Below are 25189 nucleotides of genomic sequence, written 5' to 3'. Positions count from 1 at the left end.
TCCTGATGGAAACGCTTTTCGGCATCGTGGTGGACGGGGTCGCCTACGGGATGATCCTGTTCATCATCTCGGTCGGCCTGTCGGTCACGCTCGGCCTGATGCGCGTGGTCAACCTCGCGCACGGCGCCTTCGCCATGGTCGCCGGCTACGTCGCCTCCTACGCCGCGCAGGGGCTGGGCCTGCCCTACGCCGTGGGACTGGTGGCGGCGATCCTGTTCACCGTGCTCGCCACGCTGCCGCTGGAGAAGCTGCTGTACCGGCGCATCTATGGCTCGGCCAACGAGCTGGCCCAGGTGCTGCTGACCATCGGCCTGACCTTCGTCATCGTCGCCGGGATCAACTACCTGTTCGGCCCGACGCTGAAGCGCATCCCGCTGCCGGACGCTCTGCTCGGCACCGTGGCGATCGGGCCGAAGTCGATCCCGGTGCACCGCGCCTTCGTCATCGCCATGGGAGCGGCGACCGTGCTGGGCCTGTGGTGGCTGCTGGAGCGCACCGATTTCGGCATCAAGCTGCGCGCCGCCGTGGACGACCCGAACATGGCCGCGGCGCTGGGCATCCGGACGGAGCGCCTCTACACCGCGACCTTCGCGCTGGGCACCGGGCTGGCGGCGCTGGGCGGGGTGCTGGGGGCGGAGCTGCTGCCGCTGGAGCCCTATTACGCCATCCGCTACATCGTCCTGTTCCTGGCGGTGGTCGCCGTCGGCGGGGCGGGCAACATCCTGGGCTCGGCCGCCGCCGCCCTGGCGCTCGGCATCGTCGACACCGCGGGCAAATACCTGATTCCCAGCTTCGGCGAGTTCTTCTTCTACGCCGCGCTGATCCTGATCCTGTTCCGCTGGCCGCACGGCTTCTTCCAGGGGAGGGCCGCCTGATGAGCGGACGTCACACGGGCGCGGTGGTCATCGATCCGTCTCCGCCGGTCGCGGCGCACGAGCCCCGGTTCCGCCGGGCGTTGGGCGGGGCCGCGGTTCCGCTGCTCGCCGCCGCCGGGCTGGCCGCCTTCTGGCTGTTTCCCAACGATCTCGGCCTGATGACGCGGATCGCCGCGACGGCGCTCTACGTCCTGTCGCTCGACCTCGTGCTCGGCTTCGGCGGCATCGCCACGCTGGGGCATGCGGCGATGTTCGGCACCGGGGCCTACGCCGCCGGAATCGCCGCCGTGCATCTGGTGAGCGACCCGCTCGTCCTGCTCGCCGTCGGTGGTCTGGCCGGCGGTCTGGTCGCCCTGGTCACCGGCGCGCTGATCCTGCACGCGCGCGGCCTGACGCTGCTGATGCTGACCATCGCCGTGGTGCAGATCGTCCAGGAGGTGGTCAACAAGGCGCGCGACCTCACCGGGGGCAGCGACGGCCTGTCGGGCATCGAGCCCAGCCCGCTGTTCGGCCTGTTCCGCTTCGACATGTTCGGGCGCACCTCCTACCTGTTCGCGCTGGCGGTGCTTCTGGTCGGCTTCCTGGTGGCGCGGCGCATCGTCCGTTCGCCCTTCGGGCTGGCCTGCCGGGGGGTGAAGGAGGACCCGCTGCGCGTCGCCGCGCTGGGCGGTTCGCCGCGCCGCTATCTGGTCACGCTCTACGCCGTCGCCGGGGTGTTCGCCGGTGTGGCCGGGGCGCTGACCGCGGTGACCAGCGGCATCGTCGGGCTGGACAGCGTCAGCTTCTCCTGGTCGGCGGAGGCGCTGGTCATGCTGGTGCTCGGCGGCGCCGGGCGGCTCGTCGGCGCCGTCATCGGCACGGTGGCCTTCATGACGATCCATCACGTGATGGCCGCGATCGATCCCTTCCACTGGATGCTGTTCATCGGCCTGTTCCTGATGGGCACGGTGCTGTTCCTGCCGGGGGGGATCGCCTCGCTCGCCGACCGTCTCATCAAGGGGAACCGGGCATGACCGCGCTTCTCGACGTACAGGGGCTGAGCAAGAACTTCGACGGCTTGCAGGTGTCGGCCGACATCACGCTGGCGCTCCATCCGGGCGAGCGCTGCGCGCTGATCGGGCCGAACGGGGCGGGCAAGACGACCTTCGTCAATCTGGTGACTGGCGTGCTGGCGCCCAGTTCCGGCACCATCCGGCTGGCCGGGCAGGACGTCACCCGCCTGTCGGCCCAGGCGCGGGTGCGCCTCGGGCTGATCCGCTCCTTCCAGGTGGCGCGGCTGTTCCGGTCGATGACGGTGCGCGAGCATCTGGAGCTGGCCGTTCTGGAGCGCGAGCGGAAAACCTTCCGCCTCTTCGCCTCGGTCCGGCGCACGCCGGGACTGGCCGACGAGGTGGCCGGCCTGCTCGACGGCATGGGGCTGGTCCCGGTGGCGGACACCGCCGTCGGAGCGCTGGCCTACGGGCAGCAGCGTCTTCTGGAGATCGCGCTGGCGCTCGCGTTGAAACCGAAACTCCTGATCCTCGACGAGCCGGCGGCCGGCGTGCCGCATTCGGAAAGCCACCGCATCCTCGATGCGCTGGACCGCCTGCCGGCCGATCTGGCCGTGCTGATGATCGAGCACGACATGGATCTGGTCTTCCGCTTCGCCAAGCGCATCGTCGTGCTGGCGCAGGGCCGCCTGCTGTGCAGCGGCACGGCGCAGGAGATCACCACCGATCCGCGCGTCCGCGAGGTTTATCTGGGGAGCCGGGCCAATGCGCCGCACTGAAGGGACGCTGGAGATCACCGGCCTGACCGCCGGCTATGGCGAGACCCGAATCATCGAAGGGCTGACCTTCACCGTGCCGGCCGGTGGGCGGCTGGCCCTGCTGGGCCGCAACGGCATGGGCAAGACGACGACGCTGGCCACCCTGGTCGGGCAGACGACGCGGCACGCCGGCAGCATCCGGCTGGACGGCGTCGAACTGACCGGCCTTAACTCCTCCGCACGGGCGGCGGCCGGGCTGGGCTATGTGCCGCAGACCCGCGACATCTTCCGCTCGCTGACGGTGGAGGAGAATCTGGTCACCGGGCTGAAGGGCCGGCCGCGCTCCGCCCTGGAGGAGGCCTATGCGCTGTTCCCCCGCCTGAAGGAACGGCGGGGCAACGGCGGGGGCGCGCTCTCCGGCGGCGAGCAGCAGATGCTGTCGGTCGCCCGCGCGCTGCTCGGCCGGCCGACGGTGCTGCTGCTGGATGAGCCGCTGGAGGGCCTGGCTCCGGTGATCTGCGACCAGCTGATGCAGGCGCTGGCGCAGCTGACCGTCACCCTGATCCTGGTGGAGCAGCAGGTGGACCGCGCCCTGGACTTCGCGCAGAGCGCGGTGATCCTCGAACGCGGGCAGGTGGTGCATGAGGGGGCGGCCGCCGCTCTGCGGGACGACCACGCCCTCATGGAACGGCACCTCGGGGTGGCGCTCGCCGGATAAGGGGGCCGTGGGATCAGTCGGCGCGAACCGTCCGGTCCGCCGGACCCGTGCCGACGATGCGCACCCACAGGTCCTGCCACGCCGCACGGGAGGCGTCACGGGGGGTCTGGAAGGTCTCCACCGGACCCACCAGCCTCCCCGCCGGATCGACGACCGCCCGAATGCCCCAGAAGCCCAGCGCCGAGACGCCGGGCATGCCATAGCGATGGTCGAGCGCCTGGACCAGGGTGCGGCCGGAGTCCAGCGGCTGTTCGCGCCAGATCAGATTGTCCATCGAGAACCAGCGGAAGACCTCGGCCTCCGGGGTCGCCGCGACCGCCTCGATGGCCGGCGAGCGGTGCCGCTCGAACCGTTCCCACTGGATCTTCCCCTCGCTCAGCACGGAGTGGAAGCCGACCAGCACCGCGTCCGGCGTTTCCGCCACCACCCGGCGCAGCACCGGCTGGAACAGGGTCGGGTAGGCCGTCACTTCCGTGGTCACGCCGACCTGGGCCTTGGCAAGCGCCTCGACGCGGTTGTTGATGGCCCAACCGCCGAGCGTGTAGGCCGTCACCAGGATCAGCGCCGCGCCCGCGATGTCCTGCGCCAGGGACGCCCGCTTGCGAAGCGCGATGCCGGCCACCAGCGAGACCACCAGGATCAGGCTGTAGATCGGGTCGATGATCGGCATCGCGTTGATCGCGAAGCGCGTGGTGGTGAGCGGATAGAGCCACTGCGTGCCGTAGGACGTGAAGACGTCGATCACCGGGTGGGTCATCAGCGCCAGGATGGCCAGCCAGATCCAGGCGCGCCTCGCCTCGCCGTCGCCCGATGGGCTGTCCGGACCATGGCGCCGGCGCTGCCAGCGCCAGACCAGCCAGCCAAGCAGCAGGCCGGCGACCGGGCCGAAGAAAATCGAATGGGTCAGGCCGCGGTGATGAACCCAGTTGGCGAAGGGGCCGCCGATCCAGCCGGCGGCGACGTCCAGGTCGGGGATCAGCGCGATGCCCGCGCCGACGGCCAGCGCGCGGCGGCCCAGCCGGCGGCGGAAGCCGGCCTGTGCGACCGTGGCCCCGAGAAGCATTTGGGTGACGGTGTCCATGGTCCTCGGTTATGCGCGTGATGCGCCGGGGTCAGGCGCCGGGGGCGATCGCCAGCATCCGCTTCAGCGCGTCCGAAATCTCCTCGACGCGCACCGGCTTCGGCATGATCGCGATGGGGTCCGAAAAGCTCACCTTCAGCTTTTCGGAAATCTCGCCGGTGGCGTAGCCGCTGACCACCACCACGGGCAGGCCGGGCTCCTCGCTCCGCAGGTTGCGGATCAGCTCGTCGCCGGCCATCACCGGCATCCTGAGGTCGGTGACCAGGGCATCGAAGGAGTCGCCCTGCCAGAGCTTCAAGGCCTCCTGGCCATTGAAGGCCGTGGTGACCCGGAACCCCTCGTCCATCAGGCCATGCTCCAGCGCCATGATCGCGATGGCTTCATCGTCGACCAGCAGGATGTGGCGGGGTTCGGTCATGGCGGCTCACCGTACAGAGAAAACACAGTCCTGGGTGCGGGACGATGTGGTCCAGCTCCAGGTACGATTGTAACCGGCGACGCGATGAAAAACAAAGCTGAACGGGCTATGGTTGTTTCCCCGGCCATTTCGGGGGGCTTCTAGCCCTTGTTCGTTCCGCGGGGATGTGTGCATTCTTCCTGCTGGGAACCGGCATGGCGACGCCGGGGGAAGCCTTCACCAAGGGAAGACCCGCGACCTTGAAAATCGGCCTGAGGACGATGCTGATCGCCTGTCTGGGAGGTGTCGGGCTGGCCTTCACGGCCGGCACCGCCGCGATTCTGCAGGTTGAAGCCGGGGATCGGCTCCAGCGCGTGATCGGCGAACAATTGCACCTTTACGCCGGGCAGGTGGCCGACAAGCTCGACCGGGGCATGTTCGAGCGTTACCGCGATCTTCTCGTCGTGACGAGCCTCGAGACCATCCGCGCGACCGACGCCTCCCGCGATTCGCGGCGCGCCGTTCTCCAGAAGCTCCAGGACAGCTATCCGGACTATGCCTGGATCGGCTTCATCCGGCCGACCGGCCTTCTGGAGGCGGCGACGGGCCGTGTCTATGAAGGCATGGACGTGAGCGCGCGCGGCTGGTGGAAGCAGGGGTTCGACCGGCCCTATGTCGGCGATGTGCACGACGCGGTGGTTCTGGGCAAGCTTCTCTACGCCAACCGGATGGAGGTTCCGCGTTTCGTCGATCTGGCGGCGCCGGTGCGCGACGAGCAGGGGACGCTGACCGGCGTCGTCGCCGCCCATCTGAGCTGGGATTGGGCGTCGGAGGTCGAACGCTCCGTGCTCGGCCAGATTTCCGAGGACGCCGAGGTCGAGGCGATGATCCTCTCCGCCGACGGCACGGTGATTCTGGGACCCAAACCCCTGGTGGGCAAGCCGCTGGCCTTCGCATCGGCGCCGGGGCGGCGCGCGTGGGTCGAATCCTGGCCGGACGGGCGCCGCTTCCTGACGAGCGTGGCGCGGACGAAGGGCTACCGGGATTATCCCGGGCTGGGCTGGAGCGTCGTGCTCCGCCAGCCGGTCGATCAGGCGATGGCGCCGGTCGCTGAGCTGCGGAACCGGGTGATCGCCTGGGGAATCGCCGCCAGTCTGCTGGCGGTCCTCGTCGGCCATGTCCTGGCGACCTGGTTGTCGGCTCCCCTGCGCGCCATGTCCAGGGCCGTCGAAGCGGCGGGCCCGGACGGCGCGATGCCCGTCCTGCCGCTGACCGGCCGCTACACGGAGGCCGCCACGCTGTCCGGGGCGCTGCACACCTACGTGAGCGACCTGCAGGAGGCCGACCGGCGGCTCCGCGGCACCGTCGCCGAGAAGACGGTGCTGCTTCGCGAGGTCCATCACCGCGTGAAGAACAACCTGCAGGTGATCTATGGCCTGATGATGGTGGAGATGCGCCGTCTGCCCAAGGGGGACCTGTCGCGGGGCCGCATCGAGGCGCTGGCGGGGCGCGTCACCTCGATGGGGCGCCTGCACGAGCAGCTCTACACCTCCGGCGACCTGATGAACGTTGATTTCGGAACGCACCTGCGCCAGCTCTGCGATGCGCTTCAGGAGCTTCTCCCGAACGAGGCGATCACCATCCACCCCGACACGGACGACGTGTCCTGCTCCATCGAACTCGCCACACCGCTCGGCCTGATCGCCAACGAACTCGTCGTCAACGCGCTGAAGCACGCCTTTCCGGAGGGGAGCCGCGGGACGGTGACGGTCCGGCTGCGGCAAGCGGGCGACCGTCTGATGATGACGGTGGCCGACGACGGCATCGGCTGCCCGGACATGCCGCCCAAGGGGGGAATTGGCACGACGCTGGTCGACGCGCTGGTCCGGCAGGTCGGCGGCACCATAACCTTCGAGGCCCGGTCGGGTTGCACGGCCACCGTCAGCGTTCCGTTCACCGCCGACGCGAATCGTCCCGTCGCCGTTCACGCCTGATGTGATCCCGGCGTCGGGTGTGTGCCCAAATCATTTTTGGAAATCCGGACGTTACCGCTCAGTCTTCGCTTGTAAAAGCCGGCGGACCCTCCCATCTGGGACAGATCAAGATTGCTCAGGGGTTCGTTGTCTGCAGCCCCGGCCATCCGCTCTGGGCCGCTTTTTCCCAAAGTGTATTTGATGCCTTCCCGATGACGGGCAGGACAAGGTGTCGACCGAGGGTCTGCGTGCGCTTTGAGCGCGGCACACCCCGGATTTCAACACAAAACAACAAAGGCCGGCGGGCTTCGTCCTTGCCGGCAAGGGGATTCGCATGACCATCAAGCTTCCTTCGACCGGGACGGTCCAGGCCGCCCAGCCCCAGCATCAACGACCCGTTCCCGTGGTCGAGCCGGCGTGGGCGCCGGGCTGGCCCCGCCTGACGCCGCGCGAGATCCGCAAGATCGTTCTCGACACCTTGGGCTGAGCAGCGATTTCGTCGAAAAACCTTTTCCACACAAGCGGTTGGGAGGACAGCCACCCTATGCTCGTCCAGGTTCGCGACAACGATGTCGGGGGCGCTTTGCGCGTCCTGAAAAGAAAAATGCAGCGCGAAGGGCTTTTTCGTGAGATGAAGCTGCATCGGCGTTACGAGAAGCCCTCGGAGCGCCGGGCACGGCAGGCGGCGGAATCGGTCCGGCGGCGGCGAAAGCTGCTGCGCAAGCGTTTGCTGCGCGAGGGCTATTGACCGTGGCCACAGATGCCTTAATTTGAGGGACGGCGTCAGGGCCGTCAGCACCCATTCCGGTTCCTCGCCGGACAGACCGTTGGAGACAGGACATAGCTAAACTCTACGATGCGGACCCGGTCCGCGAAGGCCCGCGCATCAATCGGGAAATCACGGCACGCACGGTTCGCCTCGTCGGTGCCAATGGTGAGATGATCGGCGTGGTCTCGCTGCGCGACGCCTTCGACGCTGCGGTCGAGGCTGAACTCGACCTCGTTGAGGTGGCCCCCCAGGCGGAGCCGCCTGTCTGCAAGATCCTCGACTACGGCCGGTTCCGGTTCGAGGAGCAGAAGAAGGCCAACGAGGCGCGCAAGAAGCAGAAGATCATCGAGATCAAGGAGCTGAAGCTCCGGCCGAACATCGATGATCACGACTATGACGTGAAGATGCGGGCGGCGCGGCGCTTCCTCGAAGAGGGCGACAAGGTCAAGATGACCATGCGGTTCCGCGGGCGCGAAATGGCGCACCAGGACATCGGCATGAACGTGCTGATCCGCGTGCGCGACCAGTTCGAGGACATCGCCAAGGTTGAGCAGATGCCCCGGATGGAAGGGCGCATGATGGTCATGGTCATCGCCCCGCGCTGACCGGCCGACGCGTTCGACAGTCTGTTTGACGGCATGGGGACCGCCCTTCGTGGGGCGGTCCCCATGCGTTTCCAGCATCCGTTCCCGCGCCTGTCGCGACGATGGAGCGGTGCCCCCGGCGCCTTTCGCCAAAGGCCCCGCCATCACCCCAATTATTCACCGGCATCGCTGTACCCGATTGGCACCGGCCCGTGTTTACCAGGGCACGGCTGACCGGGAGTCCTCTCGATGCTGCGCCTTCGCCACAGCCTCGTCGCCTCGTGCCTGCCCGCCCTGCTCTTGTCGGGTGGGGTCCTGGCCCAGCAGCCGGCGAACGCGCCGCCCCCCACGGTCACGACCGAGGTGGTGCGCGACCGCGAGGTCACCCCGACCAGCGAATTCATCGGCCGCGTCCAGGCGATCCAGGACTTCGAGGCCCGTGCCCGTGTCGAGGGCTTCATCGAGCAGGTGGCCTTCCAGGAAGGGCGGAACGTCACCAAGGACACCCTGCTCTACGTCATCGAGCCGGCCCCCTACCAAGCCGCCGTGGACAGCGCCAAGGCCGACCTCGCCCGCGCCCAGGCGACCCTGCGCGAGGCCCAGCGCGCCTTCCAGCGCGCGCAGGAACTGCGGACCCGCGGCAATATTTCGCAGGCCGACGTCGATCAGGCCCAGGCGGGGCAGGAGACCGCGGAAGCCGACATCATGCAGACGCAGGCCAAGCTGCGGCAGGCGGAGCTGAACCTCGGCTACACGCGGATCACCTCGCCCATCGAGGGGCGGGTCGGCGCCACCGCGATGACGGTGGGCGACCTCGTTAGCCCATCCAGCGGCCCGCTCGCCACCGTCGTCCAGCTCGATCCCATCCGGGTCGTCTTCTCGGTCAGCGACCGCGACCTTCTGGAGGTTCGGCGCGCCGACCCCGACCTCGCCTCCGCCGACGCGGTGAACCGCTTCGTGCCGGCCCTGCGGCTGGCCGACGGCTCCGAGTACGGGCAGACGGGCAAGGTGTCCTTCGCCAGCAACCGCATCGACCCGCAGACCGGGACGATCCCCGTCTACGCCGATTTCGCGAACCCGAAGGCGCTCCTGCTGCCCGGCCAGTACGTCACCGTTCTGATCCGCCCGGCGCAGACCGAGCGGCAGCCGGTGGTCCCCGTGTCGGCCATCCAGCAGGACCAGCAGGGCAGCTACGTCCTGGTGCTCGACCAGCAGAACCGGGCGCAGCGCCGCCCCATCGAGCCCGGACCGCAGCTCGACCAGGTGATCGCCGTGCCCAAGGGCGTGCAGGCCGGCGAGACCGTCATCGTCGGCGGCGCCCAGAAGGTCCGCCCCGGCATGGCCGTGCAGCCCGAGCGAGCGCCGCAGACCGCCGAACAGCCGCGAGGATAAGCGCCCATGTTCTCCGGCCTGTTCATCCGGCGCCCGAACCTCGCCATCGTCATCGCGCTGGTCGTGACCATCGCGGGGGCGCTGGCCATCCTGGCCATCCCGGTGGCGCAGTTCCCGCCGATTACCCCGCCCTCGGTGCAGGTCTCCGCCACCTATCCCGGCGCCAACGCCCAGGTCGTCGCCGACAGCGTCGCCGCCCCGATCGAGGCGCAGGTGAACGGGGTGGAGGGCATGCTCTACATGTCCTCGACCAGCACCGACACCGGCGCCTACACGCTGTCGGTCACCTTCGCGCAGGGCACCGACCCGGATCTGGCGCAGATCAACGTGCAGAACCGCCTGTCGCTCGCCACGCCGACCCTGCCGTCGGAGGTGTCGCGCCAGGGCGTCACGGTGCGCAAGCAGTCGTCGAACATGCTGATGGCCGTCAACGTCTTCTCGCCCGGCGGCCAGTTCGACCCGATCTTCATCTCCAACTACGCCAGCATCAATCTGCGCGACGCCATCGCGCGGGTGCCCGGCGTCGGCGACGCGCAGGTGATGGGGGCGCTGACCTACGCCATGCGCGTCTGGATGGACCCAAACCGCATGACGGCGCTGGGCATCACCGCGGCGGACGTGGTCGCGGCGATCCAGAACCAGAATCTCCAGGCCTCGGCGGGGCAGATCGGCGCTCCACCCGTCCCCGACGGGCAGCAACAGCAATTGACCATCCTCGCCCGCGGCCGGTTGGACGATCCCAAGCAGTTCGCCAACATCATCGTGCGCACCAACGCGGACGGCGGCGTGGTGCGGCTGGGCGACATCGGTCGGGTGGAGCTGGGGGCGCAGAGCTACAGCTCCACCGCCAAGCTGGACGGCAACCCGGCGGCGACCCTGGTCGTCTACCAGTCGCCGGACGCCAACGCGCTGGACGTGGCCAAGGCGGTGCGGGCCGAGCTGGAGCGGCTGTCCGGCCGTTTCCCGGAGGGGCTGGACTACGCCGTCGTCTTCGACACCACCAGCTTCGTCAGCGCGACGATCGAGGAGATCGTGCTGACGCTGGGCATCACCTTCCTGCTGGTGGTGGTGGTCATCTACGTCTTCCTGCAGGACTGGCGGGCGACGCTGATCCCGACCCTGGCGATCCCGGTGTCGATCATCGGCGTCTTCGCGGTGCTGCTGGTGCTGGGCTACAGCGCCAACACCATCACCCTGTTCGCGCTGGTGCTGGCGATCGGGCTGGTCGTCGACGACGCCATCGTGGTGGTCGAGAATGTCCGCCGGGTGATGGAGGAGCATCCCGACCAGCCCGCCCCCTCGGCCAGCCGCATCGCCATGGAGCAGGTGACCGGCGCCATCGTCGCCTCCACCCTGGTGCTGGCCGCGGTGTTCGTGCCGGTGGCCTTCCTGCCGGGCATCACCGGCCAGCTCTACCGGCAGTTCGCGGTCACCATCACCACGTCCTTCCTGATTTCCGGCATGGTGTCGCTGACGCTGACCCCGGCGCTGTGCGGTCTGCTGCTGCGCCCGCCGGGCCGGCCCTGGCGTCCGCTGGCCGCCTTCAACCGCGGGCTGGACGGAGTGCGCGACCGCTACGGCGGCCTCGTCGGCTGGCTGTCGCGCAAGCTGGTGATCGGGATCGCCGTCTTCGCCCTGCTGACCGCCGGGGCCGTCCTGCTGCTGCGAAGCCTGCCCACCGCCTTCCTGCCGTCGGAGGACCAAGGGTACTTCTTCGTCAACGTTCAGTTGCCGAGCGCCGCGTCGCTGAGCCGGACGGAGGCGGTGATGAACGACGTCAACGAGCGCCTGCGCGCAACGCCGGGTGTCGCCCACGTGATCTCCATCGCCGGCTACAGCATCCTCAGCGGGGCCGCTTCCAACGTCGGTCTGCAGATCGCCGTGCTGAAGCCCTGGGGGGAACGGGGGGCCGACGAGACGGTGGACGCGCTGCTGGGCCGGCTGCGCCCGCAACTCGCGGCGGTGCCGCAGGCGACCATCGCCGCCTTCAACCCGCCCTCCATCCCCGGTCTCGGCAGCACCGGCGGCTTCCAGCTCCAGGTCCAGGCGCTGGGCGGGCAATCCGCGCAGCAGCTGGGCGCGGTGCTGCGCGGCCTGCTGGTCGCCGCCAACCAGGACGCCCGGCTGTCGGCGGTCTTCAGCACCTTCAGCCCTGACGTGCCGCACCTGTTCGTCGACCTCGACCGCACCAAGGCGGCGCTGCTCGGCGTCTCGCCGGGCGACGTCTTCACCACGCTGCAGGCCCATCTCGGCTCACAGTACGTCAACGATTTCAACCTCTACGGCCGGGTCTTCCAGGTCCAGGTGCAGGACGCCGCGGAGCACCGCGACGAGGTGGCGGCCATCGACCAGCTCTATGTGCGGAGTTCGTCGGGGGACATGGTGCCGCTGCGCAGCATTGTGACCATCCGCAACACGCTCGCCCCCGACAGCCTCGTCCGCTACGACCAGTTCCTCTCCGCCTCGGTCAACGGCAACCCGGCCCCCGGCGGCAGCTCCGGACAGGCTCTGGCGGCGATGCAGGAGGTGGCGGGCCGCACCCTGCCGGCGGGCTACGCCACGGAATGGACCGGCCTGTCCTATCAGGAGAGCCGCATCGGCAACCAGACGGTCATCATCTTCGGGCTGGCGGTGATGTTCGGCTATCTGTTCCTGGTGGCGCAGTACGAGAACTGGCTGATCCCGCTGGCCGTTCTGCTGTCGGTGGCCATCGCGGCGCTGGGGGCGGGCATCGGCCTGAGCGTCGCCGGCATCGCCAACGACGTCTACGCGCAGATCGGCCTCGTACTGCTGGTCGGCCTCGCCGCCAAGAACGCCATCCTGATCGTCGAATTCGCGCGGGAGCAGCGCGCCGCCGGCCACCCCATCCTCGATTCCGCGGTGATGGGCGCCCGCCAGCGCTTCCGCGCGGTGCTGATGACGGCGCTGGCCTTCATCCTGGGGGCGGTGCCGCTGCTCGTCGCCACCGGCGCCGGCGCGGCGAGCCGGCGGTCGATCGGCACGACGGTCTTCAGCGGCATGACCGCGGCGACGCTGGTCGGCATCATCTTCGTGCCGGTCCTGTTCGTCGCCTTCCAGCGCCTGACCGAACGGCTCGTCCCGCACCGCGGCCCGGTGGACGTGCCTGCGAAGACCTCTCCGGCGGAGTGAGCCTGCCACAAGGGGGGCGGTGCGGCGCCTACGCGTCGGAGTCCGCCGTGATGCCGTGCTTGCGCAGCTTCGCGTAGAGGTTGGTGCGCGACAGGCCGAGGCTCCGCGCGGCTTCGAGCTTGTTGCCCTGCGCGTCTTCGAGCGCGGCGAGGATGAGCGAGCGTTCCAGCTCGTCCATGCTGTCGGCGAGGGGACGCTTGCGCGCCGGCAGTGCGGTTGGCCGGGTGGCGGCTCCGGGAAGGATGTCGGCGAAGTCGTCGGACAGGATGCGTTCGCCTTCGGTGCGCACATAGACCTGCTCGATGACGTTGGCCAGTTCACGAACGTTGCCCGGCCAGTCGTGTCCGCGCAGCGCGTCGAGCGCCCCAGGGGTGAGGTCGCGCATCGGCTGGTCGAGGCTGACCGCCATCCGTTCCGAGAACAGCGACGCGAGGATTTCCAGATCCTCCTTGTGGTCGCGCAGCGCCGGCAGCTGGATCGGGAAGACGTTGAGCCGGTAATAGAGGTCCGAGCGGAAGGTGCCGTTCCGCATCATCTCCGGCAACGGCCGGCTGGTCGCGGCGATGATGCGGACATCGACCTTGATGACCTGGTTGGACCCGAGCGGCTCGACCTCGCGCTCCTGAAGCACGCGCAGCAGCTTGGCCTGAAGCGGCAGCGGCATGTCGCCGATCTCGTCGAGGAACAGCGTGCCACCGTGCGCGAGCTGGAATTTTCCGGGCCGCGGCTGGCGCCCCGCGCCGGTGTAGGCGCCCGGCGCGACGCCGAAGAACTCCGCCTCCAACAGGTTCTCAGGCACCGCCGCGACGTTGACGCCGACGAAGGGACGGTCGGCGCGGTCCGAGGCGGCGTGGATCGCCTGCGCGACCAGCTCCTTTCCGGTCCCCGTCTCGCCCAGCACCAGCACCGCCGAGTTGATCTGGCCCGCCTTGCGCACCAGCCGCTTCACCTGGAGCATCGCCGGGCTGAAGCCGACGAGGTTCTCGACCGAGTATTTCGGCGCCCGGCTGGCGGCAAGCTCCTGTTCCATGCGCGCGAGGCGCGATTGCAGCTTGTTGAAGCGCTCGGCGATGGGGCGGAGGTAGGTCAGGCTGTTCTTCAGGGCGAAGGCGAGGGCGCCGATGATCTCCCCCTGTTCGTCGCGCAGGGGCAGGCGGCTGACCAGCAGCGTGTGCTCGCCGTAGCGCATGATGTCGAGCGGGAAGGAGCGGCCGGTCTCCACCACGTCGCGCATCTGGCTGTGCGGGATGACCCGCTCGACGGGCTGCCCCACCACCTCGGCCAGGGAGCGGATGCCCAGCAGCGCCTTGCGCTTGTCATCGAACCAGACGTGCTTATCATTGGACCAGACGATTCGCGCGTCCTTGTCGACGAGGATGGCGCCGTCGATCATCTCGTCGATCATCACCATCAGGGCGCGCGCCGCCGCGAAGTGTTCATCTGGTCCCGCCGTCATGGCCCGCCTCCCGCCGCGTCGTTTCTGTCAATATTCTGAACACTGTTTGTCAAAATTCAGCACACGACGGAACCCCTGATTGCCGGGGCTTCAGCGGACGGGTGATCCGATCCCCAGGCAATCCGCCCACCTGCTTGGCCCAACCCGTTTCCTGGCAACGCTTCCCATCATTGGCACGCCCCTTGCTTTGATTGCTCCAAGAAAATATGGGCGCAGCGAACAATTGGCCGAACGGCCGTCGCAGCGCCATCAGGCAGGGGGGAAGCGGCAAAGGCATGACGCAGCAGCGTGTTGGAATCATCGGTGCCGGGTTGATGGGGCATGGGATTGCCCAGGCGTTCGCCGTCGCCGGGCACCCCGTCGCCATCCAGGAGCCCGATCCCGGCCGGCGGGCGGGCATCGTCGGGCGGGTCCGCGGCAACCTTGAAACTCTGGGAATGGACGGCAGCGCCGCGGAGCGGATCCGGCCCTGCGACTCCCTGGAGGACGCCGTCGGCGACGCGGACGTCGTCATCGAAGCGGTTCCGGAGGATCTGCCCCTCAAGCAGCGGATCTTCCTGGCGGTCGAGGCCGCCGCTCCGCCCCATGCGCTTCTGGCGAGCAACACGTCGGTGATCCCGATCACCCGGATCATGGAACCGCTCCGCGACAAGAGCCGTGCGCTTGGCACCCACTGGTGGAACCCGCCGTACCAGATTCCGCTCGTCGAGGTCATCCAGACCGCCGACACCGCCGACACGGCGGTCGCCGCGATGATCGGGCTGCTGACCGCGATCGGCAAGACGCCGGTGCATGTCCGCAAGGACGTTCCCGGTTTCATCGGCAACCGGTTGCAGCACGCGCTCTGGCGCGAGGCGATCGCGCTCGTCCAGAACGGCGTGTGCGACGCCGAGACGGTGGACGCCGTGGTCAAGGCCAGCTTCGGCCGCCGCCTCGCCGTGCTGGGGCCGCTGGAGAACGCCGACCTCGTCGGCACCGACCTGACCCTGGCGGTGCACGAGCATGTCCTGCCCGACCTCGACCGGACGCCGGAACCGTTGCCCCTGCTGCGCGAGCTCGTCGCGTCCGGGCGGCTGGGCATGAAATCCGGCGCCGGTTTCCGGAGCTGGACGGAGGCGCAGCGGACCGAGACCCACGCCCGTCTGGCGGCCCACCTCCAGCGGCTGGACGGCGTCGAGCGCGGATGACCGCGCGCCGTTCACCGCCCCTTTCCTTTCGAATTGAACCCACACAGGGAACGTTCCATGGCCGCACCACAGAAGGCACCACAGAAGAAGGTCATCATCAGCTGCGCCTTGACGGGGTCGATCCACACCCCGACCATGTCGGACGCGCTGCCGGTGACGCCCGATGAGATCGTCGAGCAGGGCGTCGGCGCCGCCGAGGCCGGGGCCGCGATCCTCCACCTGCACGCCCGCGACCCCCGCACCGGGCAGCCGACGCCGGACCCGGCGGTGTTCATGCAGTTCCTGCCGCGCCTCAAGCAGTCCACCGACGCGGTGCTCAACATCACCACCGGCGGCTCGCTCAACATGACGGTGCAGGAGCGCCTCGCCGCCCCGCTCCAGGCCCGGCCGGAGATGTGCTCGCTCAACATGGGCTCGATGAACTTCGGCATCTTCCCGCTGGCCGACCGTTACCAGGGCTGGAAGCACGACTGGGAGGAGCCCTATCTGCGCAGCACCGACGACTTCATCTTCCGCAACACCTTCCGCGACATCGCCACCATCCTGGAGCATCTGGGCGAGGGCTGCGGAACGCGCTTCGAATTCGAGTGCTACGACGTCGGGCACCTTTACAACCTCGCGCATTTCGTCGATCGGGGGCTGGTGAAGCCGCCCTTCTTCGTCCAGACGATCTTCGGCATTCTCGGCGGGATCGGCGCGGAGCAACGCAACCTCGTCTTCATGCGCGAGACCGCCGACCGGCTGTTCGGGACGGATTACGAATGGTCGGTGCTGGCCGCCGGGCGTCACCAGATCCCCTTCACGACCATGGCCGCGGTCATGGGCGGCAACGTCCGGGTCGGGCTGGAGGACAGCCTGTATCTCAGCAAGGGCCGGCTGGCCCGGAACAGCGCGGAGCAGGTGGCGAAGATTCGCCGGATTCTCGAAGAGCTGTCGCTGGAGGTCGCCACCCCCGCCGAGGCGCGCGCCATGCTCGCGCTGAAGGGCGCCGATCAGGTGGCTTTCTGACCGGCAGGACGCCTCAGACTCCAAGACGCCCGAAAGAAAGACAGAGATGCGAAACAGGAACGCCGCCCCCAGGAACGCTGTCGTCACCGGCTCCACCACCGGCATCGGGCTGGCGACCGCCCGCGAACTTGCCCGCCAGGGCTGCCATGTGATGCTTAACGGCTTCGGCGACCGCACGGAGATCGACCGGCTGTGCGCGGACATCGCGGCGCAGAGCGGCACACAGATCATTTATTCGGGGGCCGACCTCAGCCGGCCGGAGGAGGCCCGCGCGATGATGGCGGAGGCCGCGGCGGCGCTCGGCCCCATCGACATCCTGGTGAACAACGCCGGGGTGCAGCATGTGGCGGCGGTGCACGAGTTCCCCGACGACAAATGGGACCTGCTGCTCGCCGTCAACCTCAGCGCCGCCTTCCACACCATCAAGGCGGCCCTTCCCGCGATGCGGGAGCGCCGCTGGGGACGCATCGTCAACACGGCGTCGGTCCTCGGCTTGGTCGGCGCCCCGCACAAGCCCGCCTATGTCGCGACCAAGCACGGCATCATCGGCCTGACGAAGTCGGTGGCGATCGAGGTGGCGGAGCACGGCATCACCTGCAACGCGGTGTGCCCCGGCACGGTGCTGACCCCGATCATCGAGAAACAGATCGCCCAGCAGGCGCAGGTCACCGGCCTGCCGGAGGAGCGGGTCCTTCAGGCGGTGTTCCTCGACCGCATGCCGACCGGCCGGCTGATTCCGCCGGAGGAGGTCGCCGCCGCCATCGCCTTCCTGTGCTCCGACGCCGCCGCGTCGATCACCGGCACCGCGATCCCCGTGGACGGCGGCTACACGACCCACTGACACCCAAACCACCAAGAAAACAACACCCTAGGGAGTGAACCATGCGCAGCACCCGTCTTGCCGGCCTTCTCGCCGGAGTCGCCTTCGCCGCCCTGGCGTCCGGCACAGCCCAGGCCCAGATGTCGGACAACGTCATCAAGATCGGCATGCTGTCCGACCGGTCCGGCATCTACGCCGACATCAACGGCGAGGGCTCGGCGGTCGCCGCGCGGCTGGCCGCCGAGGAGTTCGGCAACGCCATCAACGGCACCAAGATCGAGATCATCGTCGGCGACCACCAGAACAAGGCGGACATCGCCGCCAACCTCGCCCGCCAGTGGATCGACGTGGAGAAGGTCGACGTCGTCGCCGACGTGCCGAACTCCGCCGCTGCGCTGGCCGTGCAGGGCATCACCAAGGACAAGAAGCGCATCTTCCTGATGTCCGGCCCCGGCTCCACCGACCTGACGGGCAAGGATTGCAGCCCCTACGGCTTCCTGTGGACCTGGGACAACCACGCGGTGGCGTCCTCCACCGCCCGCGCGCTGGTCGAGCAGGGCAAGAAGAGCTGGTTCTTCATCACCGCGGACTACGCCTTCGGCCATTCGCTGGAAACGGAGGCGGCCAACACCGTCAAGACGCTCGGCGGCACCATCAAGGGCAGCGTCCGCCATCCCCTGGCGAGCTCGGACTTCTCGTCCTTCCTGTTGCAGGCCCAGGCCTCGGGCGCGGAGGTGGTCGCCTTCGCCAACGCCGGCGGAGACACCATCAACGCGGTCAAGCAGGCCGCCGAGTTCGGCATTCCCCAGGGCGGTCAGACGCTGGCCGGCCTGCTGCTGAACGTCAACGACATCCACGCGCTGGGCCTCGACACCGCGCAGGGGCTGATGCTGGCGAACTCCTTCTACTGGGACATGAACGACGAGACCCGCGCCTGGTCGAAGAAATTCGAGGAGCGGACCGGGCGCAAGCCGTCGATGAACCAGGCGGGCGTCTATTCGGCGGTCAAGCATTACCTGAAGGCCGTGCAGGAGGCCGGCACCGACGACGCGGACAAGGTCGCCGCCAAGATGCGTGCCACGCCCATCAGCGACATGATGATGAAGGACGCGAAGATCGCCGACAACGGCCGGATCTTCAACGACATGTATCTGGCGCAGATCAAGACGCCGGGCGAGTCGAAGGCGGCCTGGGACTACTTCAAGATCCTCAAGACCATCCCCGGCGAGCAGGCCTACATCAACCCGAAGGACAGCGGTTGCCCTCTCGTGAAGTGACGGGTTGATTGCATTTGAAGTCCCCTCTCCCCTCTGGGGAGAGGGTTAGGGTGAGGGGGTTGCGCTTTTGCAGGACGTATCGCCACGCGCACCCCCCTCACCGGCCCTTCGGGCCACCCTCTCCCCAGAAGGGAGAGGGTGATAAGGGTCAAATGCGATAGCTCTGGGAGTGACGGGGTAACGTGAGGCCGGCCGGGGAGCGGGCGCGCTCCCCGGCCAGCGGGTGCCGTTTCCATGTCCATATTTTCTTCACGGTTATATACTAAACGTATATAGCGGCCGTTGACAGACGCCGGTATGCGCTGTATCCAAACAAACATAGCGAATGGATACGGCTTTATCGGTCCCCTGTGACGGAGCCCGCGATGAGACTGCGTGCGTTGGTTGTGCTGGCGATGGGCATCCTTCCGGGTGCGCTGCATGCGGAGCCCCTGGAATCGAGCCTGCTCGTCCTGACCAGCTACCCCGACGAGCTGGTCGCGCGGTTCGAGGCGGCGTTCGAGCGGGCCAATCCCGGCACGGACCTGCGCGTTCTCTGGAAGACCGGGCGGGAGGCGATGCCGATCCTGCGCGGCGCCGACCAGGGGGGCGTGGACGTCTACTGGACCCCGGCGCTGCGCAACTTCCCGCTGCTGCGCGACGAGGGGCGGCTCCGCCCGCTGGACATCGCTTCACCGGAGTTTGACCGCGAGGCCCTGCCGGGCCGCATCGGGGCGCAGACCCTGTCCGACCCCTCGGGCCGCTTCGAGGCGTTCGAGGTCGCCGGTTACGGGATCGTGGTCAATCCGGCCTATCTGGCGGACCGCGGGTTGCCGACGCCGCGGCGCTGGGCCGACCTCGCCGACCCGGCGCTGGCCGGGCACGTCGCCTTCCCGGTGCCCTCGCGGGTCGGCTTCGCCCCGGTGCTGGTGGACATCATCCTCCAGGCCGAGGGCTGGACGGCGGGCTGGACGCTGCTGCAACGCATCGCCGCCGGCGCGGAGCTGGCCGACCGCGGGCCAGGGGTGGGCGACAGCGTGGCCTCGGGACGGCGCGGCGCCGGGCCGACCATCGACTTCCAGGCGCTGAACGCCCAGGCCGACGGCAAGCCGGTGGAAATCCTTTACCCGGAGCGCACCGCCTGGCTGCCCGCCCACATCGGCGTGACCGCCGCCGCTCCTCACCCGAAGGCCGCCGCCGCCTTCGTCGCCTTCGCCCTGTCGGAGGAGGGGCAGCGCATTCTCTTCCACCCGGACATCCGCCGCCACCCGGTCCGCCCCGCGGTCTACCGGGACGCCCCGGCGGGTACCGGCAACCCCTTCGCCGCGGCGGGCGCCTTCGCCTACGAGACGGAGCGGGGCAGCCGTCGCGAACCGGCGGTCGCCGCCCTGTTCGACGCGCTGATCACCCGCCGTCAGGACGAACTGCGCGAACTGCTGGCTCTGCTGGACAAGGCGCGGCGGGCCGCCGCCCGCACGGGCGATCCCGCCCTCGCCGCGCAAGCGGAGGAGGCGCTGGCCCTCGCCACCGCGGTGCCGGTGACGGAGGAGGAGGCCGCCGGCTTGGCGGTCACGCCGGCGCTCGACCAGCACTGGGCGGAGCGCATCGGCAAGGCCCGCGCCGCCGCCGCGGACACCGCCCGCGCCGTGTTGGCCGCCGCCAAGGAGCCCTGACCCGTGCGCCGGACCCTCCACGCGCTTCTCGGCCTGTCGGTCGCCCTGTCCGCGACGGCGGGAGCGGCGGTTCAGGCCGCCGCCCCGTCCAACCCGACGCGCTCCGCCTTGGACCAGACCCTGCCGCCGACCGACGAGGCGCAGCGCGTCCAGTTCACCATCGGGCGCATCCTGTTCAACCATGTCTGGACGCCGGGCGGCCCGGACCCGGAGGCCGGGACCGGCGTCGGCCGCGCCCAGGCCGGCGGACGGGCGCTGGTGCAGAACGGCTTCGCGGGGGAGGGCGGGTTCCACGGGCTGGGGCCGACCTACAACCGGCTGTCCTGCGCCGCCTGCCACATCAAGAACGGGCGGGGCGAGCCGCCGCAGGGGCCTGATGACGCGCTGCGCGCCATGCTGGTCCGCCTGTCGGTGCCCGGCGAGGACGCGCGTGGCAGACCGAAGCCGCACCCCGCCTACGGCGACCAGATCAACGACCAGTCGGTGCCCGGCGTTCCGGCGGAGGCGCGCGTCTTCTTCACATGGCACGAGCGGGTGGAGCGTCTGGCCGACGGCACCGAGGTGCCGCTGCGCGCGCCCGAGATCCGCATCACCGATCCGGCCTTCGGGCCGCTCGGCAGCGATGTTATGACCTCGCCGCGCATGGGGCCGCCGGTCTTCGGGCTGGGCCTGCTGGAGGCGGTGCCGGAGCGCGTCATTCTGGCGCTGGCCGAGACGCAGGCGCGCGAGGGCGTGGTCTCCGGCCAACCCAACCGCGTCTGGGACCGCGAGGCCGGGGTGGAGGCGCTCGGCCGCTTCGGGCTGAAGGCCAACCAACCGACCGTGCGCCAGCAGATCGCCGGGGCCTTCGTCGGCGACCTCGGCATCACCACGCGCCTCTATCCGGAGCCCAACTGTCCGGAGGCGCAGGACGCCTGCGCCGCTTATGCCGCCAAGGACGAGGGGCCGCAGCCGGAACTGTCCGAGGCGATGCTCGACACCATCCATCTCTACACGCTGGCGCTCCAGCCGCCGCCCCGGCGCAACGCGGGCGACCCGGCGGTGCGCCGCGGCGAGGCCGTCTTCGCGGAGGCCGGCTGCGCCCGCTGCCATGCCCCCAGCCTGGAGACGGCGGAGCACCCGCGCCTGCCTGGGTTGGGCGGAGAGACGATCCATCCCTACAGCGACCTGCTGCTGCACGACCTGGGCGACGGGCTGGCCGATGGGCGGCCCGACCACCGGGCCGGCGGGCGGCAGTGGCGCACGACGCCGCTGTGGGGGCTGGGCCTCGTCCCGCTGATCGCCGATCACCCCGCCTATCTGCACGACGGCCGCGCCCGCAACCCGCTGGAGGCCGTGCTGTGGCACGGCGGCGAGGCCCAGGGCAGCGCCGACGCCGTGCGTGCCCTGCCCACCGCCGACCGCGCGGCGCTGCTGTCCTTCCTCGCCTCGCTCTGATCCACACCTTCCGCTGACGCCCTTCCCCTCAGGAGTCCGATGAGACGATTGCTGCTTGCCGCTGCGTCGTCGGCCGTGATGGCCGCCGCGCAGAACGCCCCCGCCTTGGCTCAATCCACCGCCCAAACAGCCGGTCAAACTCCCGCTCAAACGGCCGCGCCCGACGAGCCGGTCTACCGGCTGGGCCAGATCAACGCGACGGCCCAGGCGGCCGGCGGCACTCCGGTCGGCGGCTCCGTCCTGTCGTCGGAGGACATCGCCCGCTTCAACCGCGAGCGGCTGGACCGCGCGCTCGACCTGCTGCCGGGCGTCAGCATCGCCACCACCCGCGGCCCGCGCAACGAGCGCTACGTCACGGTGCGCGGCTACGACCGGTTCCAGGTGCCGCTCTATCTGGACGGCGTGCAGCTCTATCTGCCGGCGGACAACCGATTCGACCTCGGCCGGTTCCTGACCGGCGATCTGGCCGAGATCCAGGTGGCCAAGGGCTACGCGTCGGTTCTCGACGGGCCGGGCGGGCTCGGCGGCTCGATCAACCTCGTCAGCCGCAAGCCGACGCGCGAATTGGAAGGGGAATTGCGCACCGGCATCAACCTCGACGCCACCGGCGCCTTCTCCGGCTATCTGACCAGCGCCAGCGCCGGGACGAAGCAGGAGCGCTTCTACATTCAGGGCGGCATCGCCAAGGTCGAGCAGAACTTCTTCCGCCTGTCCGATGACTACACGCCCACCGCCAACGAGAATGGCGGCCGGCGCGAGGGGTCGGACAGCCGCGACTGGCGGGTGAACGCCAAGTTCGGCATCACGCCCAACGACACCGACGAATACTCCTTCAACGTGCTGAAGCAGAACGGCTCGAAGGGCGCCCCGCTGCACACCGACGACCCGGCCAGCAGCCAGACCATGCGCTATTGGAAATGGCCGGAATGGGCGGTGCAGAACCTGTCCTTCAATTCGCGCACACAGCTTGGCGACAAGTCCTACGTCAAGACGCGGCTGTTCCATTCGACCTTCGACAACAAGCTGGATTCCTACGACGACCGCCGCTACGTCCGGCAGAGCACGTCGCGGGCCTTCACCAGCATCTATGACGACCGCGCCTATGGCGGCGGCGTGGAACTGGGCACCGACCTGATTCCGCGCAACACTTTGAAGGGCGCTATCCACGTCCGCCGCGACGAGCACGAGGAGTTCCAGACCCTCTACGCGCCGCGCTTCCGCGAACCGAACCAGACGAGCGTCGAGGACACCTATTCGGTCGCGCTGGAGAACACTTTCCACGCCACCGGGGCGGTGGATGTGGTGACCGGCGCCAGCTACGACTGGCGCGACCTGCGCAAGGCCCAGGACTGGGACGGCACCAACACTGGCCGTTTCGTGAATTACCCGACGAAGGGCATGGACGCCTTCAATTGGCAGGGCGCGGTGATCTGGCGCACCAGCGCCACCGGCGAGACCCACGCCAGCGTGTCCAGCCGCACCCGCTTCCCGACGCTGTTCGAGCGCTTCAGCTCGCGCTTCGGCGGTGCCGTGTCGAATCCGGGGCTGAAGCCGGAACGCGCCATCAATTACGAGATCGGCGCGTCCGAGCAGGTCTTCGGCAACACCCGCCTGGAAGGGGCGGTGTTCGTCAACGACCTGACCGACGCCATCCAGCCGGTGAACATCCTCTACAACGGCCAGTTGGTGACGCAGAACCGCAACGTCGGGTCCGGCTTCGACCGCGGGTTCGAGCTGTCGGCGCGCACGCTGCTGTCCGAATGGCTGGAGATCGGCGGCAATTACACGCTGCTGGTCCGCACGCTCGACGCCGTGGGCACCCCGGAGCCCAAGCCGACCGGCACGCCGACGCACAAGCTGTTCGCCTACGCCGATGTCCAGCCCGTCGAGGCGCTGCACGTCGTGCCGTCGCTGGAGGTCTCCTCGACCCGCTGGACCAGCAACTCCGCGCAGACCGCCTATTACCGCACCGGCGCCTACGCGCTGGCGAACCTCAAGGTCTCCTACGAGATCGTCAAGGGTGTGGAGGCGGAGGCCGTGGTCCGCAACATCACCGACCGCAACTACCAGCTCATGGACGGCTATCCGGAGGAGGGGCGCAGCTTCTATCTCGGCGCGCGCTACCAGTTCTGACGCGGAAGACGGCGGGCTGACCACAGGGTCTGAGCATGGACGGCATGCGTGTCGGCGATACGGTGAGTCTTGGGGAGGGGGATGGGCCATGGGCACCCTGGGCTTTCGCCCTGTCCGCCCTGGCCCATGCCGCCTTGCTGGGCCTGCTGATCGCCACGGTCGAGACACCGACTGTGCCGGTCCCAGAGGCGGTCAGCGTCGATATCGTGCTGGGAAGCGGCGTGGAAACGGCCGGCGAAGCGGGGGGAGGCCCGGACGGTCGCGGAGAGCCCGACGCGGAGCCGCCGCTGGCCGCCGCCGAACCGGCGCCGGACCCAGAACCGCGACGGGTCGAGGCCGTTCCGCTTCCCGACCCGTCGCCCCCCGACGTTCCGGACTCCGTTGCGCCGGTTCCGGCCCGTAAGCCGACGGTGAAACCGGTGATGGCGACCACCCGCGTTCCGTTACCAGCTATCCCCTCACCGGCGATCCCAGCACCGGCCACTCCGGTAAAAGACATGGCCGGGAATCGTGATGGGGCCGCCGCCGGGTCAGCGGCCGGAACGGCGATGGGCAGCGGGATGAACGGCTCCGCTGTGGCGGATGCCGGTGCCGGCGTCGGTAGCGGTGGCGCGGACGCCATGCGCGTCTATCTGGAGGAGGTGCGTCGCCGCCTTCAGGCCCGCCTTGCGGTGCCGGCGGAGGCGCGGCGGTTGCGGCTGGGCGGGACGGTGCTGGTGCGCTTCACGGTGCAGGGCGACGGCAGCGTTCCGGGCGAGTCCATGGCCGTCCTGTCCGGCCCCGGCGTCGCGGTGCTGGAGCGGGCGGCGCTGGAGACGGTCGCCCGGACCGCACCCTTTCCACCCCCGCCCAAGCCGGCCACCGTCGAGGTGCCGGTGCTGTTCGCCGTGTCGGTCAGGTGAGGTCGTCGAGTTCCACCCGAAGGGCGTCGGCGATCCGCTTGAGCACATCCACGGAACCACCCCGCGTGCCGGCCTCGATCTGCGAGACATAAGCTTGCTTGAGGCCGGTGGCCTCGGCGAGCTGAGCCTGTGTCATGCCGCGGTGGTCGCGGAAGACCTTCACCGGATGCTCGCCACCCAGCAGCCGCTCGGCCACCTCATCGGGGAAGGTTTCCGGTTGCGTGGCCTTGTAGACATCGAAGGCGCGGGTCGCGGTTGCCTCGTCGGCGGCTTCCAGCAATCGTTCATATTCGGCGATGGGCAGAACCGCGAAGGCCGGATTGCCGTTGCCATCCCGGATGATCTGCGCGGAATCAGTCATAGATGCCTCCTCTCGGGCCGATTTCGATGACGATCAGCACCAGCGCACCGGATTCGAGGTCATAAACGATCCGCCAGTCTCCGACGCGGAGCCGGTAGCCGTCCCGGCCCTTCAGCTTCTTCACGTTCCGCGCGTTCGCCGGGTCGGCAGCCACCTCCTGCAGCTTCAGGCGGATCAGCTCCGCCGTGTTGCGCGGCATTCGGCGAAGCGTCTTCAGAGCTGCCGCGGTATAGCGGATCGTGTGCATCGCATAAATATAGCGTTCCGCTA

General features: G+C 69.1%; 23 protein-coding genes. 18 read left to right on the top strand and 5 right to left on the bottom strand.

Going from position 1 to position 25189, the window contains the following annotated elements; all coding sequences use genetic code 11:
* Positions 1 to 5 precede the first annotated feature (5 nt).
* The 4 genes from FBZ83_RS14105 to FBZ83_RS14090 are packed head-to-tail and all read left to right on the top strand — an operon-like array spanning position 6 to position 3340.
* A complete protein-coding gene (locus FBZ83_RS14105; RefSeq protein WP_014198978.1) occupies positions 6 to 875 on the top strand; it encodes a branched-chain amino acid ABC transporter permease in 870 nt (289 codons plus the stop codon).
* Positions 875 to 1888, top strand: coding sequence for a branched-chain amino acid ABC transporter permease (locus FBZ83_RS14100; protein ID WP_145683848.1), 1014 nt, complete (start codon positions 875 to 877; stop codon positions 1886 to 1888). Before FBZ83_RS14105 ends, FBZ83_RS14100 begins: the two co-directional genes overlap by 1 nt.
* A complete protein-coding gene (locus FBZ83_RS14095) occupies positions 1885 to 2643 on the top strand; it encodes an ABC transporter ATP-binding protein (protein ID WP_145683846.1) in 759 nt (252 codons plus the stop codon). The genes FBZ83_RS14100 and FBZ83_RS14095 overlap by 4 nt, the downstream gene beginning before the upstream one ends.
* Positions 2630 to 3340 (top strand): ABC transporter ATP-binding protein, encoded by a 711-nt coding sequence (locus FBZ83_RS14090; protein WP_145683844.1) that lies wholly within the window; start codon positions 2630 to 2632, stop codon positions 3338 to 3340. Before FBZ83_RS14095 ends, FBZ83_RS14090 begins: the two co-directional genes overlap by 14 nt.
* 13 nt (positions 3341 to 3353) lie before the next feature.
* On the opposite strand, the gene FBZ83_RS32330 is transcribed toward FBZ83_RS14090, so the two are convergent.
* Together FBZ83_RS32330 and FBZ83_RS14080 are read right to left on the bottom strand one after the other, a co-directional pair.
* Positions 3354 to 4421, bottom strand: coding sequence for a metal-dependent hydrolase (locus FBZ83_RS32330; RefSeq protein ID WP_145683843.1), 1068 nt, complete (start codon positions 4419 to 4421; stop codon positions 3354 to 3356).
* Positions 4422 to 4452: 31 nt separating this feature from the next.
* A complete protein-coding gene (locus tag FBZ83_RS14080; RefSeq protein WP_145683841.1) occupies positions 4453 to 4839 on the bottom strand; it encodes a response regulator in 387 nt (128 codons plus the stop codon).
* 164 nt (positions 4840 to 5003) lie between these two features.
* Between FBZ83_RS14080 and FBZ83_RS14075 the strand changes: the two genes are divergently transcribed.
* From FBZ83_RS14075 to FBZ83_RS14055, 6 genes are all read left to right on the top strand, one after another.
* On the top strand, positions 5004 to 6812 hold the full coding sequence (locus tag FBZ83_RS14075; protein WP_247888300.1) for a sensor histidine kinase: 1809 nt from the start codon (positions 5004 to 5006) through the stop codon (positions 6810 to 6812).
* A 313-nt stretch (positions 6813 to 7125) separates the two neighbouring features.
* On the top strand, positions 7126 to 7278 hold the full coding sequence (locus tag FBZ83_RS31440; RefSeq protein WP_186464827.1) for a hypothetical protein: 153 nt from the start codon (positions 7126 to 7128) through the stop codon (positions 7276 to 7278).
* Between the two features lie 57 nt (positions 7279 to 7335).
* The gene (rpsU, locus tag FBZ83_RS14070) at positions 7336 to 7539 is read left to right on the top strand and encodes a 30S ribosomal protein S21 (RefSeq protein WP_035673681.1); all 204 of its coding nucleotides are present in this window, start codon (positions 7336 to 7338) and stop codon (positions 7537 to 7539) included.
* A gap of 92 nt (positions 7540 to 7631) precedes the next feature.
* Positions 7632 to 8165, top strand: a complete 534-nt coding sequence (gene infC, locus FBZ83_RS14065) for a translation initiation factor IF-3 (protein ID WP_145675403.1) — start codon at positions 7632 to 7634, stop codon at positions 8163 to 8165.
* A 228-nt stretch (positions 8166 to 8393) separates the two neighbouring features.
* On the top strand, positions 8394 to 9536 hold the full coding sequence (locus FBZ83_RS14060) for an efflux RND transporter periplasmic adaptor subunit (RefSeq protein WP_145683839.1): 1143 nt from the start codon (positions 8394 to 8396) through the stop codon (positions 9534 to 9536).
* Between the two features lie 6 nt (positions 9537 to 9542).
* Positions 9543 to 12686 carry an efflux RND transporter permease subunit gene (locus FBZ83_RS14055; RefSeq protein ID WP_145683836.1) on the top strand — a complete coding sequence of 1048 codons (3144 nt, stop codon included), beginning with the start codon at positions 9543 to 9545 and terminating at the stop codon, positions 12684 to 12686.
* Positions 12687 to 12714: 28 nt separating this feature from the next.
* On the opposite strand, the gene FBZ83_RS14050 is transcribed toward FBZ83_RS14055, so the two are convergent.
* Complete coding sequence (locus FBZ83_RS14050) at positions 12715 to 14142, bottom strand: sigma-54 interaction domain-containing protein (RefSeq protein ID WP_145683834.1); 1428 nt, start codon at positions 14140 to 14142, stop codon at positions 12715 to 12717.
* 275 nt (positions 14143 to 14417) lie between these two features.
* Here FBZ83_RS14050 and FBZ83_RS14045 point away from each other — a divergent pair, with 275 nt between their 5' ends.
* The 8 genes from FBZ83_RS14045 (at position 14418) to FBZ83_RS14010 (ending at position 24558) form a co-directional block, all read left to right on the top strand.
* Entirely contained in the window at positions 14418 to 15329 is a 912-nt protein-coding gene (locus FBZ83_RS14045; protein WP_145683832.1) for a 3-hydroxyacyl-CoA dehydrogenase family protein, read from the top strand.
* A 57-nt stretch (positions 15330 to 15386) separates the two neighbouring features.
* Positions 15387 to 16337: a 3-keto-5-aminohexanoate cleavage protein gene (locus FBZ83_RS14040; protein ID WP_145683829.1), complete on the top strand. Its 951-nt coding sequence runs from the start codon at positions 15387 to 15389 to the stop codon at positions 16335 to 16337.
* 46 nt (positions 16338 to 16383) lie between these two features.
* Complete coding sequence (locus FBZ83_RS14035; protein ID WP_145683827.1) at positions 16384 to 17178, top strand: 3-hydroxybutyrate dehydrogenase; 795 nt, start codon at positions 16384 to 16386, stop codon at positions 17176 to 17178.
* Between the two features lie 41 nt (positions 17179 to 17219).
* Positions 17220 to 18434, top strand: a complete 1215-nt coding sequence (locus tag FBZ83_RS14030) for an ABC transporter substrate-binding protein (protein WP_145683825.1) — start codon at positions 17220 to 17222, stop codon at positions 18432 to 18434.
* 365 nt (positions 18435 to 18799) lie between these two features.
* Positions 18800 to 20086, top strand: a complete 1287-nt coding sequence (locus FBZ83_RS14025) for an ABC transporter substrate-binding protein (protein WP_145683823.1) — start codon at positions 18800 to 18802, stop codon at positions 20084 to 20086.
* 3 nt (positions 20087 to 20089) lie between these two features.
* Positions 20090 to 21523: a di-heme oxidoredictase family protein gene (locus FBZ83_RS14020; protein ID WP_145683821.1), complete on the top strand. Its 1434-nt coding sequence runs from the start codon at positions 20090 to 20092 to the stop codon at positions 21521 to 21523.
* Between the two features lie 39 nt (positions 21524 to 21562).
* Positions 21563 to 23656 carry a TonB-dependent receptor plug domain-containing protein gene (locus FBZ83_RS14015; RefSeq protein ID WP_247888299.1) on the top strand — a complete coding sequence of 698 codons (2094 nt, stop codon included), beginning with the start codon at positions 21563 to 21565 and terminating at the stop codon, positions 23654 to 23656.
* 35 nt (positions 23657 to 23691) lie between these two features.
* Complete coding sequence (locus tag FBZ83_RS14010; RefSeq protein ID WP_145683819.1) at positions 23692 to 24558, top strand: TonB family protein; 867 nt, start codon at positions 23692 to 23694, stop codon at positions 24556 to 24558.
* On the opposite strand, the gene FBZ83_RS14005 is transcribed toward FBZ83_RS14010, so the two are convergent.
* Together FBZ83_RS14005 and FBZ83_RS14000 are read right to left on the bottom strand one after the other, a co-directional pair.
* Complete coding sequence (locus FBZ83_RS14005) at positions 24551 to 24919, bottom strand: helix-turn-helix domain-containing protein (RefSeq protein WP_145683817.1); 369 nt, start codon at positions 24917 to 24919, stop codon at positions 24551 to 24553. The genes FBZ83_RS14010 and FBZ83_RS14005 overlap by 8 nt on opposite strands.
* Positions 24912 to 25166, bottom strand: a complete 255-nt coding sequence (locus tag FBZ83_RS14000; protein ID WP_145683815.1) for a type II toxin-antitoxin system RelE family toxin — start codon at positions 25164 to 25166, stop codon at positions 24912 to 24914. The genes FBZ83_RS14005 and FBZ83_RS14000 overlap by 8 nt, the downstream gene beginning before the upstream one ends.
* Positions 25167 to 25189 lie beyond the last annotated feature (23 nt).

Source organism: Azospirillum brasilense, assembly GCF_007827815.1.
GTDB classification, from domain to species: Bacteria; Pseudomonadota; Alphaproteobacteria; order Azospirillales; family Azospirillaceae; genus Azospirillum; species Azospirillum brasilense_C.
Note: the sequence above shows the minus strand (reverse complement) of the source record. Positions and strands in the feature narration are given on the sequence as shown.

What these genes read in the sequence shown, in the direction of transcription:
- FBZ83_RS14090 (WP_145683844.1), top strand. Translation starts at nt 2,630, where the DNA reads ATGCGCCGCACTGAAGGGACGCTGGAGATCACCGGCCTGACCGCCGGC.
- FBZ83_RS14040 (WP_145683829.1), top strand. Translation starts at nt 15,387, where the DNA reads ATGGCCGCACCACAGAAGGCACCACAGAAGAAGGTCATCATCAGCTGC.
- FBZ83_RS14075 (WP_247888300.1), top strand. Translation starts at nt 5,004, where the DNA reads ATGTGTGCATTCTTCCTGCTGGGAACCGGCATGGCGACGCCGGGGGAA.
- FBZ83_RS14105 (WP_014198978.1), top strand. Translation starts at nt 6, where the DNA reads ATGGAAACGCTTTTCGGCATCGTGGTGGACGGGGTCGCCTACGGGATG.
- FBZ83_RS14050 (WP_145683834.1), bottom strand. Translation starts at nt 14,142, where the DNA reads ATGACGGCGGGACCAGATGAACACTTCGCGGCGGCGCGCGCCCTGATG.
- FBZ83_RS14055 (WP_145683836.1), top strand. Translation starts at nt 9,543, where the DNA reads ATGTTCTCCGGCCTGTTCATCCGGCGCCCGAACCTCGCCATCGTCATC.
- FBZ83_RS31440 (WP_186464827.1), top strand. Translation starts at nt 7,126, where the DNA reads ATGACCATCAAGCTTCCTTCGACCGGGACGGTCCAGGCCGCCCAGCCC.
- FBZ83_RS14060 (WP_145683839.1), top strand. Translation starts at nt 8,394, where the DNA reads ATGCTGCGCCTTCGCCACAGCCTCGTCGCCTCGTGCCTGCCCGCCCTG.
- FBZ83_RS14095 (WP_145683846.1), top strand. Translation starts at nt 1,885, where the DNA reads ATGACCGCGCTTCTCGACGTACAGGGGCTGAGCAAGAACTTCGACGGC.
- FBZ83_RS14005 (WP_145683817.1), bottom strand. Translation starts at nt 24,919, where the DNA reads ATGACTGATTCCGCGCAGATCATCCGGGATGGCAACGGCAATCCGGCC.
- FBZ83_RS14030 (WP_145683825.1), top strand. Translation starts at nt 17,220, where the DNA reads ATGCGCAGCACCCGTCTTGCCGGCCTTCTCGCCGGAGTCGCCTTCGCC.
- FBZ83_RS14015 (WP_247888299.1), top strand. Translation starts at nt 21,563, where the DNA reads ATGAGACGATTGCTGCTTGCCGCTGCGTCGTCGGCCGTGATGGCCGCC.
- FBZ83_RS14010 (WP_145683819.1), top strand. Translation starts at nt 23,692, where the DNA reads ATGGACGGCATGCGTGTCGGCGATACGGTGAGTCTTGGGGAGGGGGAT.
- FBZ83_RS14000 (WP_145683815.1), bottom strand. Translation starts at nt 25,166, where the DNA reads ATGCACACGATCCGCTATACCGCGGCAGCTCTGAAGACGCTTCGCCGA.
- FBZ83_RS14035 (WP_145683827.1), top strand. Translation starts at nt 16,384, where the DNA reads ATGCGAAACAGGAACGCCGCCCCCAGGAACGCTGTCGTCACCGGCTCC.
- FBZ83_RS14100 (WP_145683848.1), top strand. Translation starts at nt 875, where the DNA reads ATGAGCGGACGTCACACGGGCGCGGTGGTCATCGATCCGTCTCCGCCG.
- FBZ83_RS32330 (WP_145683843.1), bottom strand. Translation starts at nt 4,421, where the DNA reads ATGGACACCGTCACCCAAATGCTTCTCGGGGCCACGGTCGCACAGGCC.
- FBZ83_RS14045 (WP_145683832.1), top strand. Translation starts at nt 14,418, where the DNA reads ATGACGCAGCAGCGTGTTGGAATCATCGGTGCCGGGTTGATGGGGCAT.
- rpsU (WP_035673681.1), top strand. Translation starts at nt 7,336, where the DNA reads ATGCTCGTCCAGGTTCGCGACAACGATGTCGGGGGCGCTTTGCGCGTC.
- FBZ83_RS14025 (WP_145683823.1), top strand. Translation starts at nt 18,800, where the DNA reads ATGAGACTGCGTGCGTTGGTTGTGCTGGCGATGGGCATCCTTCCGGGT.
- FBZ83_RS14080 (WP_145683841.1), bottom strand. Translation starts at nt 4,839, where the DNA reads ATGACCGAACCCCGCCACATCCTGCTGGTCGACGATGAAGCCATCGCG.